Source organism: Pseudomonas sp. Marseille-Q5115, from assembly GCF_916618905.1.
GTDB classification, from domain to species: domain Bacteria; phylum Pseudomonadota; class Gammaproteobacteria; order Pseudomonadales; family Pseudomonadaceae; genus Aquipseudomonas; species Aquipseudomonas japonica_A.
Genome location: NZ_CAKAKI010000001.1, coordinates 1,663,505 through 1,676,256, shown reverse-complemented (window position 1 = coordinate 1,676,256; position 12,752 = coordinate 1,663,505). Strand labels below are relative to the sequence as shown.

11 protein-coding genes and 1 pseudogene are annotated in these 12,752 nt (G+C 62.8%); 8 read left to right on the top strand and 4 right to left on the bottom strand.

The features are described 5' to 3' along the window. Nucleotides 1-939, top strand: a complete 939-nt coding sequence (locus LG385_RS07890) for an alpha/beta hydrolase (RefSeq protein ID WP_225773800.1) — start codon at nucleotides 1-3, stop codon at nucleotides 937-939. 117 nt (nucleotides 940-1,056) lie between these two features. After that, nucleotides 1,057-1,739: pseudogene (locus tag LG385_RS07885) on the top strand (SDR family NAD(P)-dependent oxidoreductase). A 9-nt stretch (nucleotides 1,740-1,748) separates the two neighbouring features. Here the strand turns inward: LG385_RS07885 and LG385_RS07880 are convergent. Continuing rightward, the gene (locus LG385_RS07880) at nucleotides 1,749-2,495 is read right to left on the bottom strand and encodes a zeta toxin family protein (RefSeq protein ID WP_225773799.1); all 747 of its coding nucleotides are present in this window, start codon (nucleotides 2,493-2,495) and stop codon (nucleotides 1,749-1,751) included. A 436-nt stretch (nucleotides 2,496-2,931) separates the two neighbouring features. On the opposite strand from LG385_RS07880, the gene LG385_RS07875 reads away from it, so the two are divergent. After that, nucleotides 2,932-4,524, top strand: a complete 1,593-nt coding sequence (locus LG385_RS07875) for an ABC transporter substrate-binding protein (RefSeq protein ID WP_225773798.1) — start codon at nucleotides 2,932-2,934, stop codon at nucleotides 4,522-4,524. A gap of 6 nt (nucleotides 4,525-4,530) precedes the next feature. On the opposite strand, the gene LG385_RS07870 is transcribed toward LG385_RS07875, so the two are convergent. Together LG385_RS07870 and LG385_RS07865 are read right to left on the bottom strand one after the other, a co-directional pair. Beyond that, nucleotides 4,531-5,565 (bottom strand): sensor domain-containing diguanylate cyclase, encoded by a 1,035-nt coding sequence (locus LG385_RS07870; RefSeq protein WP_225773797.1) that lies wholly within the window; start codon nucleotides 5,563-5,565, stop codon nucleotides 4,531-4,533. Between the two features lie 146 nt (nucleotides 5,566-5,711). Next, nucleotides 5,712-6,488: an SDR family NAD(P)-dependent oxidoreductase gene (locus LG385_RS07865; RefSeq protein WP_225773796.1), complete on the bottom strand. Its 777-nt coding sequence runs from the start codon at nucleotides 6,486-6,488 to the stop codon at nucleotides 5,712-5,714. 166 nt (nucleotides 6,489-6,654) lie between these two features. On the opposite strand from LG385_RS07865, the gene LG385_RS07860 reads away from it, so the two are divergent. The 5 genes from LG385_RS07860 to LG385_RS07840 all read left to right on the top strand — a co-directional run bounded on the left by LG385_RS07860 (nucleotide 6,655) and on the right by LG385_RS07840 (nucleotide 12,056). Further along, the gene (locus LG385_RS07860) at nucleotides 6,655-9,201 is read left to right on the top strand and encodes an EAL domain-containing protein (protein ID WP_225773795.1); all 2,547 of its coding nucleotides are present in this window, start codon (nucleotides 6,655-6,657) and stop codon (nucleotides 9,199-9,201) included. Between the two features lie 75 nt (nucleotides 9,202-9,276). Continuing rightward, nucleotides 9,277-9,702, top strand: a complete 426-nt coding sequence (locus LG385_RS07855) for a nuclear transport factor 2 family protein (RefSeq protein WP_181116426.1) — start codon at nucleotides 9,277-9,279, stop codon at nucleotides 9,700-9,702. A 152-nt stretch (nucleotides 9,703-9,854) separates the two neighbouring features. Beyond that, entirely contained in the window at nucleotides 9,855-10,274 is a 420-nt protein-coding gene (locus tag LG385_RS07850; RefSeq protein WP_225773794.1) for an NUDIX hydrolase, read from the top strand. A 77-nt stretch (nucleotides 10,275-10,351) separates the two neighbouring features. Continuing rightward, nucleotides 10,352-10,621, top strand: a complete 270-nt coding sequence (locus tag LG385_RS07845; protein ID WP_225773793.1) for a hypothetical protein — start codon at nucleotides 10,352-10,354, stop codon at nucleotides 10,619-10,621. A 121-nt stretch (nucleotides 10,622-10,742) separates the two neighbouring features. Further along, nucleotides 10,743-12,056, top strand: a complete 1,314-nt coding sequence (locus tag LG385_RS07840; protein ID WP_225773792.1) for an APC family permease — start codon at nucleotides 10,743-10,745, stop codon at nucleotides 12,054-12,056. 6 nt (nucleotides 12,057-12,062) lie between these two features. Here LG385_RS07840 and arfB read toward each other — a convergent pair whose 3' ends face one another. Next, nucleotides 12,063-12,476: an alternative ribosome rescue aminoacyl-tRNA hydrolase ArfB gene (gene arfB, locus LG385_RS07835; protein ID WP_225773791.1), complete on the bottom strand. Its 414-nt coding sequence runs from the start codon at nucleotides 12,474-12,476 to the stop codon at nucleotides 12,063-12,065. Between the last annotated feature and the right edge of the window lie 276 nt (nucleotides 12,477-12,752).

The following is a 12,752-nucleotide window of genomic DNA, read 5'->3' as shown; positions in this document are numbered from 1 at the left end:
ATGAGCACGGCGCACCTGCTTCATCCCGCCTACCGGTTGTTCCTCGACGAGCAGCCGGAGCCGTGGAACCTGGCGACGCTGCAGGCGATACGGGCGCGGCTGCACCAAGGTTTTACGCCGCGCGCCCATGCTCAGGGAGACGAGCACTGGATACCCGACGGGCCACGGCTGCGGCTGTACCGTCCGCGGCCGGGGGTGATCAACCCGCCGCTGGTGGTGTACCTGCATGGCGGTGGGTTCGTGCTGGGCTGCCCGGAAATGGCCGACAACTACCTCCACGAACTCGCCCTCGCCATGGGCGTGGCCATCGCGGCGGTGGACTATCGGCTGGCGCCGGAACATCCATTCCCTGCCCCGTTGGACGACTGTGAAGCGGCGCTGCGCTGGGTGGTCGCCCATGCCGATACCTTAGGGGTAGGGACAGACGCGGTGGTGCTGATGGGCCATAGCGCAGGCGGCGGGTTGGCGGCAGCATTGGCGCTGCGGCATCAATCGCAACCGTGCTGCCAACTCGCCGGGCTGGTGATGATCTACCCCATGCTGGATCACCGCACCGGGGCACCGGGCCAACCGCTGAATCCCAACGCGGGTGCCTATGGATGGAGCGCCGAACCCAACCACTTCTGCTGGGAATGCCTGCGGGGGGATTACCCGGTCGACGACGGCCGGCGGGGTGAGTTTTCCCCCGCGCTGGCGCCGAGCCTGGCCGGCCTGCCGCCGACCTTCATTGCCGTGGGCGCGTTGGATTTGTTCGTGGATGAAGCAATGCATTTTGCGTTGCGGCTCAGCCATGCCGGAGTGCCGGTGGAAGCGCGGCTGTACGCTGGCGTGCCGCACCTGTTCGATCAGTACCCCGGCCCGGTCACGGACCAGTGCGTGGCCGATACCCGCGCCGCGTTGGGGGCCTTCCTCGGCGGCAAGGCAAGGTCATTTTCGTAGCCGCCGGGCCGGGCCACGCTGGCTTGCCCATTTGGGCACCTTCCCCGCCGGCGTGGTTCAGATGCCTCGGTAGGCTTGGCATCAGGCGCACAGGCCTGCCTTTCGGGGAGGCAACGCATGAACACATCGGCCGCAAATCTCAAGGCTTTGGTTATCGGTGCCAGCGGCGCCATCGGGGGCGCCTTTGCCCAGTTGCTGGAGGAAGACAGCCGCTACGCAGAGGTCATCCGCCTCGGCCGAAACACGCAACCGTCCCTGGACCTTACCGTGCCGCAGAGCATCAGCGAAGCCGCCGCCCTTGTGCCGCAGGGCCCGTTCGACCTGATCATATTGGCGAGCGGTATCCTCCACGGCGAAGGCTTCATGCCGGAAAAATCCCTCGAAGCCATCAACCTCGACCAACTGCTGGCCACGTTCCAGGCCAATACGTTCGGCCCGGCGCTGGTGCTGCAGCAGTTCTTACCGTTGCTGGCGGCCGACGGCGTATTCGCCGTGCTCTCGGCCAAGGTCGGCAGCATCGGGGATAACCGCCTAGGCGGCTGGTCCAGCTACCGAGCGTCCAAAGCCGCGTTGAACATGCTGATCAAGACCGCAGCCATCGAACCCGCCCGCCGCTGGCCGGGCAAGCGCCTGGTGGCGTTGCACCCGGGCACGGTCACTTCAAACCTGTCCAAACCCTTCCGCCCCCAGGCCCGCCCACCCGGCAAGCAGCCGCCGACATGCTGCGGGTACTGGAGGGTTTGGACGCGAACGACAGCGGCGGGTTTTTCAGCTACAGCGGGGAACGGTTGCCGTGGTAGCTCACAGTTCTACCTGAGTAACTGGCCGCTGATGACATCATCAGCGTAAGCCTGCATGAACCACTCGGGCATATCTTCCTGATGGAAGACCAAGTGTGTACCACTGGTAACTTCCGCCAGGAGTACCGCCTCCTCTCCACTGTTATCAAAGATATAGGCTCTATCCGATGCTTCAATTGCTGCGGGTAGAAGCGCCAGTGAGCGACTGTATCGGCTGATAACCTTTTCACGGGGCACCCCGTGCCCACCATCAACGACCCGGTTTGCCACGCGGCTAAGGTTGATCTCGGGTGACTCGGTTGCCACGAAGTAAAGATAGGTCCGATACCCGGCGGCTTGGGCCTCTCTGAGAAAGTCAATTTTCCCTCGAGAAGACATGACCGTTTCAAACGTAAAGCTGGTCTTCGCTTCGAGTAACTTGCGACGGATAAAGTCGGCAACGACGGATGCATGGTATGAATTGATATCCGCCCTGTGTATACGCAACCACTTGCCATTTACTGAAATTGACGCGATATCCGATTGCATATCACCTTTCTGTAAAAGTGGATGCTGTAGAAAGAACGCGGCGACTTCGCTGGTATTAGCGGCCGTATCAAACACCGAAAGGTCTAACATGCCGGACGTTTTCAGGGCCTGTTCGATTTCGTCAGCATTGACGTAAGTGCTGATAAGGCTGGCAGGCAGCATGTCCTTTACTGTGCTCTTGCCGGAGCCATTCGGCCCAGCGAACATCCGCAGCCTAGCGACCGGCATGCGGGCTATGCGTCTCGAATACCTGACCTACGGTTACCTTCCGGCGGGGCTTGGCTTGGGACAGGACCTGCCTGCTTCCGTCTGGCCCGGATGAAACGATGAAAGCACCTTCAAGCTTGACCAATGTGCGCCCCGAAGCGACGGCGCGATTGTATGCCGCGCGAGTAGCAGTGGCCGCAATAAGGGGGACCTGAGCCTCCAGCTTCTCTATGAGGTCATCGGATAGTGCATCTGTTTTCGTCGCCACAACGGTCTCCTCTCATCAAGCCATTCGAGCGTTAGGCTGATAGCAAACCCGGCTATCGTCAAGCACTGACAAACACCATGTTGTACGGTCTGCATGATTAAGGCTACAAGCGCTTTTCAGGCTCACGCCCCACCCAAGATGCTAACCTGCCCACCGCCTCACTCACTTGACTGGATGGAGCCTTCCCGCATGCGTTTTACTTTCGCCCTTTCCCTGTTGGCCGCCGGCGTGTTGGCCGCGGCCCCTCTGGCACAGGCGTCTACGCTGATCTACTGCTCCGAAGCGAGCCCGGCGGGCTTCGATCCGGCGCAGTACACTTCCGGCACCGAATTCGATGCGGCGGCCGAAACCGTGTTCAACCGGCTGGTGCAATTCAAGCGCGGCGGCACGGAGCTGGAGCCGGGCCTGGCGACAGGTTGGGATGTGAGTGCCGACGGCAAGACCTACACCTTCCATCTGCGCCAGGGCGTGAAGTTCCACACCACCGCGTACTTCACCCCAACACGTGACTTCACTGCCGACGACGTGCTGTTCACCTTCCAGCGCATGCTCGACAAGGAGCAGCCATTCCGTAAGGCCTACCCCAGCGAGTTTCCCTACTTCACCGACATGGAGCTTGACCAGAACATCACCGAGGTGAAAAAGGTCGATGACCATACGGTGGTGTTCGTGCTGAAGAACACTGACGCCGCGTTCGCCGCCGACCTGGCCATGAGTTTCGCTTCTATCCAGTCCGCCGAATACGCCGCCCAGTTGCTCAAGGCAGGCCACCCCGAACAACTCAATCAGCAGCCGGTGGGCACCGGGCCATTCGTGTTCAACCGCTACCAGAAAGACGCCGTTATCCGTTACAAGAGCAACACCGCGTACTGGAAGCCCGAAGACGTGAAACTGGACGAGCTTATCTTCGCCATCACGCCGGATGCCGCAACGCGACTGCAGAAACTCAAGGCTGGCGAGTGCCAGGTGAGTGGCTACGCTCGGCCCGCCGACCTCGCTGAAATCAAGAAAGACCCCAAGCTCAAGGTGCTGGAACAACCCGGCTTCAACGTGGGCTTCCTGGCCTACAACACCCAGCACCCGCCGCTGGACAAGCCTGAAGTGCGCCAGGCGCTGGACATGGCGATCAACAAGCAGGCCATCGTCGACACCGTGTTCCAGGGCGCGGGCCAGGTGGCGCAAAACGTGATGCCGCCCACCCAATGGTCCTACGACTCAAGCATCAAGGGCGCCGCCTACAACCCTGACAAGGCCCGGGAACTGCTGGCCGCGGCCGGGGTGAAGCCCGGCACCCAGATCAACCTGTGGGCCATGACCGTGCAGCGGGCATCGAACCCCAACGCGCGGCAGTCGGCGCAGATGATCCAGCAGGACTGGGCCAAGGTGGGCATCAAAGCCAACATCGTGAGCTATGAATGGGGCGAGTACATCAAGCGCGCCAAGGCAGGCGAGCACGATGTGATGACCTACGGCTGGACCGGCGACAACGGGGACCCGGACAACTGGCTGGGCGTGCTGTACGGCTGCAGCGCCATTGGCGGCAGCAACTATGCCCGCTGGTGCAACAAGGACGTGGATGCGCTGTTGCAGAAAGCCCGCGCCCTCACCGACCGCAACGAGCGCAGCCAGCTGTACGGCCAGGCCCAGCAGATCATTCGTCGCGAGATGCCGGTTTCCCCCATGGCGCATTCGGTGGTGTCGCAGCCCATGAGCACGCGTGTGCAGGGCTTCAAGATCAACCCGTTCGGGGTCACCGGGTTCTACGGCGTCAGCCTGCAGTAACGGGCCTTACCCCGTGGCCATGCACACGCGGTTACGGCCGTTGTGCTTGGCCTCATACAGCGCTGCATCAGCCTTGGCCAGCAGTACCTCGGCCGCCGTATCCGGCGCACCGCAGGCAGCGCCGAGGCTGGCATACACGTCAAGCACGCCGGCCTGGGTAGTGAACGGCTTGCCGGCGATGCTTGAGCGCACCCGTTCGGCAATGGTGTGCAACTGCTCTACCGCACTCACCCGCGACACCACCGCGAACTCCTCGCCCCCCAGCCGCAGCAGCAGGTCATGAGGGCGCAAGCTGGCGGCGATACGCCGGGCTGCTTCGATAAGCACTTCGTCCCCGATGGCATGCCCATGCTGGTCGTTGATCTGCTTGAAATGGTCCAGGTCCACGTACAGCACGCCCAGCAGTTCGTTGCCATGGCGAGCGATGTCCTGCTCCCCCGGGTAGAAATGCGCCAGTGCCGAACGGTTCCAGATCTGGGTCAGCGGGTCGAGCAACGCTCGGCGCTTTTCACGGCTGACCGCAGCGCGCAACTGGCGAGTGTGCTCGCTCAACCCCTTGAGCTGAAGATAACCCTCCACCAGTTGAGCCAGGTCCCGCAGCCGCGCTTCCTCGTCAGGGGCCAGTGTGCGGGACGATGAACTGAGCAGGCACAGGGTACCTACGGGCAGGCCCGATCGTGCGATCAAGGGATGGCCTGCATAAAAGCGGATATTAGGCGCCCCGGTGACCAGCGGGTTGTCGGCGAAGCGCTCGTCATCACGGGCATCGGGCACCACGAGCGTTTTGGCGGGCTCGAGAATGGCGTGGGCGCAGAAGGAGACGTCCCGCGACGTGCTGCAGGCTTCCAGCCCCACCCGGGCCTTGAACCACTGACGGTCCTTGTCCACCAGGCTGATCAGCACCTGCTCCACCTTGAACAGGTCCTGGGTAAGGCGCACCAGCGAGTCCATGTAGGGATCGGCGGGCGTATCGAGCACGTGGAGATCGTCCAGCGAATCCTGGCGTTCGGCTTCCCGAGGGTGCAACGGAGCGACGAGCATGTGAAATGTCCGGCTGGGCGCGCATCCTGTGCATGGAACAACGGAATACCGAAAGCACGATGGTAGGCACCGTTTCGCTCGGCCGGCAAAAGATAGCACATTGCTACGCACCCGTGCCTTGGTGAATACGGGCTCGCAGCGCCTTGCTAGCCCTTCGTTTCCATCAGGCAATTGCCCCCATCCACTACCAGTACTTCCCCGGTGATGTAGCTGGCCTCTGGCGAAGCAAGGAATGCCACCGCCGCCGCCACTTCGGCTGGCCGCCCTGCCCGGCCGATGGGCACATGGGTAGCGGCATGCGCTTCCTCCGGCGTGCTGGACGCCGTCGCGATCCATCCCGGGGCCACGCTGTTGACGGTGACGCCCTGCGCGGCCACTTCCAGGGCCAGTGCCATGTTCAGCCCGACCATCCCCGCCTTGGCCGCGCTGTAGGCCGCTTCGCCCGGGTTACTGCCACGCGTGCCGGTGGTGGAGCTTACGTGCACGATACGGCCGTACCGCCGCTGGCGCATGCCGGGGAGTACAGCCCGGGTGAGCAAAAAGGCGCTGGTGAGGTTGCGGTTCAGCGAGAGGTTCCAGCTGGCGAGGTCCATGGACGCCACTTCGGCATAAGGCTCGGGGCTGCCCTGCATGGCCATGCCTGCGTTATTCACCAGCACGTCGACCTTCCCCCAGCATGCGTGGGCCCACACCGCGAACGCCTTGACCTGCGCCTCGTCGGTAAGGTCGGCCGGTTGGCCCTCGACGGTAAAGCCCTCTTCACGAAGCTCGGCAACGCGCTGGGCGATCCTCGCACTGCTGGCGGTAATAATCAGCCGAGCACCAGCCCGGCCCAATCGGCGCGCAATGGCGATCCCGATACCTTCGGCACTTCCGGCTCCGCTGATCAGGGCGACCTGCCCTTCCCATGTGCGCTCGCTCATTGCATTGCTCCTTGAATCGAATGTTCGCAGGCTTGCGCCTGCTCCGGGCCGAATGTTCGCGACAAGCGGCGGATAGCGTACCGAGGCATGGCTAAACCACACCGCCGGCCTGCCGATATAGAGTGCATTCGGCCCCTGCCTGCCTGTTATTCAAGAGCGCTGTTTAATGCTGCTGTTTCGCAACTTTGCCCACTCTCACGTTCAGATTGCCCGCCGCGCCATGGTGGTGGTGTCGGCATTGATCGGTGCGCTGTTTTCGCTGGCGGTGATCACGCTGTTCGTGATTGCCGGCCAGGAAAATCGGCACCAGATGGAACACAGTGAATCCGATGCTCGCCGGGCGTTGGACGCCAACCTCGACCTGTTGGCCAGGGCTGTCAAGGATTACGCCTTCTGGAACGATGCTTACGTTCACGTGGGCCACCCGCGTATCGACCTCGCCTGGGCCTATGCGGGGGACAACATCGGGCCTTCGCTCTATCTCAATTACTCCCTGGAAGGCGTATTCATCGTCGCGCCGGACACCGCCACGCGCTACGCCATCGTGGGCGGGCATTTGACCGAAGTGCAAGCCAGCGATTTCCTGGGTGGCGAACTGGCCCCGCTGCTTGCCCTGGCGCGCCAGCAGAGCGCCAATGAACTGCCCGGCTACGGCTTTTACACCGTGAACGGGCAGCCAGCCATCGTTTACGCTGCGGTGATCAAGCCCACCGAGCTGCCGCGCAAGGTCAAGCCCGAGTCGCTGCCTTACCTGGTGTTTGTGGACGTACTGGACACGGTCAAGCTCAACCACTGGGAGCAGAACTACGGCTTGCAGAACCTGAAGGTCGACCTCTCCGGCGCCACCGACAGCCGGCCCAACCTTGTGGTGCAAGGCGCCACGGGGGGCGCGTTGCGGTTGCGCTGGGCTGCCGAAAACCCTGGCGACAAGTTTCTCCATTCCGTGCTGCCGGTGCTGGCTGTCACCGCCCTTGCCTTCGCCATACTCATGGCCTGGATCTACCGCTCCGGGCTAGCCGCCGCTGGCATGATCGACGACAGCAAAGCCCGCCTGGCCTTGAGCGAGGAACGCTTTCGCGCCGTGGCGGAGGCCTGCTCGGACTGGATCTGGGAAACCGACCGCGACGGTCGGCTGGTCTACCTCTCCGAACGCTTCGACGTGATCACCGGCTTTGCCCGGGAAGACTGGCTTGGGCGCACGCTGTGCGAGCTACTCACGTTTGACTGGAAGGCGTTCAACCGCATGGCGCTGGAGCCCGGCGCCGCCGGCAGCCGCAAGCTGGAAAGCAGCCACTTGGACAGCCTGGGGCGGCAACGCTGGTGCAGCCTGTCGGCGCGCGTGGTTCGCAATGGCGATCGCATCAGCGGCTACCGCGGCACGGTCTCGGACGTTACCGCCGAGACCGAAGCGCGGGCGCACATCAAACACCTGTCCCAGCACGACGCCCTGACCGGCCTGGCGAACCGAAGCTACCTGCATGGCTATCTGCAGAAACACCTGCAAGCTGGCTCGCGCTCGGACAACCCCTTGCTGCTGCTGAGCCTGGACCTGGACCGCTTCAAGCCGATCAACGACACCTTGGGGCACGCCGCAGGCGACCAGGTGCTGTGTGAAGTGGCGAGGCGCTTGCGCAGCGCAGTACGCGACAGCGACCTTGTGGCTCGGCTAGGTGGCGATGAATTCGTGATCGTGGGCAGCGACCTGCCGCTCGGTTTCGACGTGGAGCGATTTTGCTCCCGCCTGTGCGAAGCGGTGGCGCAGCCGTTGCTGGTCGAAGGCCACGAGGTCTCGGTAGGCGTAAGCATTGGCGTGGTGCTGTCGCCCCATGACGGCGCCCAGGCCAGCGACCTGCTGCGCTACGCCGACATCGCATTGTATGAAGCCAAGGGCGCGGGGCGTAACAATTGGCAGTTCTATGCTGCCGAGATGAACCAGCGCGTGCTGGAGCGGCGCCGCGTGGAAACCGACCTGCGTCAGGCCCTGCGTGGCGATCAGCTGTTCCTGGAATATCAGCCTCGTTTCGATCTGCAAGGCAACCAGCTCGCGGCCGCCGAGGCGCTGGTGCGTTGGCGGCATCCGGAACGCGGCCTGTTGCCGCCCGGGCAGTTTATCGCGGTGGCCGAAGAATCCGGGCTGATCGTTGCGGTCAGTGACTGGGTGCTCAACACGGCGTGCAGGGAAGCCATGAGCTGGCGGGTGCCGCTCATGGTGTCGGTCAACCTCTCGTCCGTAGAGTTTCAGCGCGGCGATCTGGTGGCGCGCGTAGAGGCCGCACTCCAGGCCTCTGGCTTGCCCCCGGGCAGGCTGGAGCTGGAGATCACCGAAAGCGTATTGCTCAACGATGCCAATCAGGCCTTGCTAACGATGCAGCGGCTCAAGGCCGTCGGCGTGCGTTTGGCCATGGACGATTTCGGCACTGGCTATTCCTCGCTCAGCTACCTGCGCGCCTATCCTTTCGACGCGTTGAAAATTGACCGCAGCTTCATTTCAGACCTCGGCGGCTCGGCATCCAGCCATGCAATCATCCAGGCCATCATCGACCTGGGCAAGGCGTTGACGCTTACAGTAACGGCCGAAGGGATCGAGACGGATGCGCAACGTGAGGCGCTCGTCATGATCGGCTGCGAGCAGGGGCAAGGGTACCTGCTGGGGCGGCCGATGCCTGCCGAGCGCTTCAGGGCGCTGTTCGAAGGCGCGGGCTGCACGGTGTGAAATCTCTGCTACGTTGTACGATGTCCGCCAAGTGGCGGCATCACCACAACGTCATAAGAACAAGGGAAGCAAGGGATGAAAGCATCGAAGGTATTAGTGGGCCTGGCCTGCCTGTACGCCGGCATGGTCGCAGCGGCCACGCCGGAGCAGGACGTGGAGCAAGCGGTGGATCAACTCACCCAAGCCATGTGGCACAAAGATATTCCTGCGCTGAAGGCGCTCACTGCCGATAACCTCAGCTACGGGCACTCCAGCGGCAACGTTCAGGACAAGCAGGCCTTTATCGCCGACATCGAAACCGGCCGCAGCGGCTTCAACAGCCTGAAAATGCTTAACCAGAAAATCATTCTCAGCGGCGATACCGCGCTGGTGCGCAACCACTTTTCCGCCGAGGCGGTGAACAGCGGGAAGGTGGTGCCCACCGAGATCGAGAACTTCCAGGTGTGGCAGAAGCAGCACGGCAAGTGGCTGCTGATCGGCAGGCAAGCCTTCCGCTTCTAGCCTCCATGACGTGCGGCTGCGCTGAACTCCGGCCCCATTCCGGCAGTCATCCTATCGACACATGAAGGCGGCATGCTCCCCTCCCTGGGGGCATGCCTAGCCCTTGCCGAAGGTTACACAGGTTGGGTTCAGCACAGACGGAGGACGGCCGCATGGGCGCGAAGGAAGCCATCGACACCACTGCAAAAAGCATCAAACGACGGGCTACGGTGATTTACCGTCGCGATGAGCAGATCCTCTTCGTGCGCAAGCGCAACGCCAAATGGAACCTGCCCGGGGGCCGGGTGGAAGCGAACGAAACCCCTCTTCAAGCGGCGCTGCGGGAGATGAGCGAGGAAACCGGGCTGGAATTCGACGAGCTGGCCTTCGTATCCGAATTTACCGAAGACAAGGTCATCCACTTCCTGTTCGAAGCACCACAGCCCCTCTCCAAGAAGCCACGGCCTTGCAACGAGATCGACGACTGCCGCTGGTTCAGTGCCAAGGACGTGACCAAGCGCAAGGTACGCGGGCCGATTCGATCGCTGCTCAAGCAACGCGAGGCACACAAGCCTGAGCTGTCATACAACTGACATATTTGTGAAGCAATATCGCAATGCTTCACGATGACGATCAGGACCGGGTGTGGCTACCCCCATGGAGGAAATCGATGGCCCTCTCACATGAGACCTTGCGCAGTCAGATCCAGAATGCGGCCCCTGTGCTGCAGCGCCTGGACGAAGAAATGGAACGTATCGAATTCGATCCCTTGCACCCTGCCAGCGTGGCCTCGGCGCGTGTGAAGGTCGAACAGCTGATCGACACCCTGCTTGCAGACTTCAAAGGCAAGCCGATCCTGGGCCCCCTCGCGGTCGCCCTCAAGGCGCAATACCTCGACGCGATCCAGTCCCGCGTAGTGGACGCGCGGCACGCGGCCTGAGCGGTCGCGTGGCACGGCCTTACCCTGAGTGGCAAGCAAACCCACAGCGCAAGCGAACGATTCCCCCGCCTCGGCGCTCTGAGCAACAACGCGGCACCGCCGCCTGCCTGAGCGCCTGCCAATGACCACCGCTACCGCTTCTCCCGCGCACGCCCTGCGGCGTGTCATCACCACTCCCCTGCTGTTGCTGTTCATCCTGGGCGACGTGCTCGGTGCCGGGGTATATGCCCTGGCTGGCACCATCGCCGCCCGGGTGGGCGGGGCCATCTGGGCGCCGTTGCTGATCGCGCTGTTCTTTGCCTTGCTCACGGCAGCCTCCTACGCCGAGCTGGTGACCAAATACCCCCGCGCCGGCGGCGCGGCAGTGTTTGCCGAGCGCGCCTTCGGCAAACCACTGCTGTCATTTTTGGTGGGCTTTTCCATGCTGGCCGCTGGCGTCACCAGCGCTGCTGGGCTGGCCAAAGCATTTGCCGGGGACTACCTGGGCGCTTTCGTACAGTGGCCTGCCGGGTGGGTCGCGGCAGGCTTTCTAGTCGCCGTGGGGCTGCTGAACGCCCGCGGGATCAAGGAATCTTTGAGCGCCAACCTGGTAATGACGCTGGTGGAGCTCAGCGGGCTGGTGTTGGTGGTCATCGCCGCCGCCTGGTACACAGCCAGCGGCAATGCGGAGCCGGCACGCCTGCTGGAGGTGGACGCCACCGCGCCGGCTACGGCGATATTGGGCGCCTCCTTGCTGGCGTTCTACTCCTTCGTCGGCTTCGAAACCTCGGCGAACCTGGCTGAAGAAGTTCAGGACGTGAGTCGCGTCTACCCTCGCGCACTGTTCAGCGCCCTGTTGATTGCCGGGGCCATGTACCTGCTGGTGGGTGCCGGGGCGGCGCTGGTGCTGCCGGTGGACGCGCTCAAGGCGTCCAGTGCGCCGTTGATGGAAGTGATTGCGGCCTCCGGGCTGGGCATACCGCCCCGCTGGTTCGCGGTGATCGCCCTGATTGCCGTCGCCAACGGTGCACTGCTCACAATGATCATGGCCAGCCGGCTGACGTACGGCATGGCGCGTGAAGGGCTGCTCCCGGCTGTGCTTGGCCGGGTGCTGCCGCAACGGCGCACGCCTGGCTGGGCCATTCTGGCCACAACTGTGGTGGCCATCGCACTCACGTTCACCAGCACCCTGGAAACCCTGGCCGAAACGGTCGTGCTGCTGTTGCTGTTCGTGTTCCTTAGCACCAACGTCGCCGTGCTGGTCCTCAAGCGCGACAAGGTGACCACGGAGCACTTTTCGGTGCACTGGACAATCCCTGCGTTGGCGGTGTTGTCATGCCTGCTGCTGCTTGCCCAGCAAGGGCCCGCAACCTGGCTGCGCGCGGGGCTGATGCTGGTGTTGGGGTTGATGCTGTATGGCGCGACGCGCTGGGGCCGTACCCAAGCCACACATTAGCGGCGCTTAGTAGTCCACCTTCCCCCGGCCCGCCTTGATGGTGCCGCGCTTGCCTTTGGCATCGAGGCGGCGCACTTTCGAACCGCGGGTCGGTTTGGTAGGTCGGCGGGCTTTCTCTACGTGGATCGCACCTAGAATCAACTCACGCAGCCGGGCCAGGGCATCGGCGCGGTTCTGTTCCTGAGTGCGGTATTGCTGCGCCTTGATCACCACCACGCCCTCGCTGGTGATCCGGCTGTCGCGCAGCGCCAGCAGGCGCTCCTTATGAAACTGTGGCAGCGAAGACCCCTGTATGTCGAAGCGCAGGTGTACCGCGCTGGACACCTTGTTCACATTCTGCCCCCCGGCACCCTGAGCACGGATGGCGCTGAGCTCTATTTCGTGGGCCGGCAGGTGAACGGTATTGGAAATTTCAAGCATTTGGGCGTTCCGGTCTGCGAAGGCGCTACGTTGACTCACACCGCAATTTTCAGCAAGCAGGTATCCCGACAGGCCCCTCAGGCTAAGAAGCCCGCCGCATAAACGGAACACGTCGCAACAGGATCCGATAAACGGTTATACCGCTTATCGTCTAAATCTACGGATCTGTACTGCATTGTACCGTTGTGGAAATGCCGCGAATTCCTTGACAGCCAGTAGTTGCGGGTCGCTTGAACCGTAATAGCCTTTTACTTGACGCCATTATTTTGTCTTTTT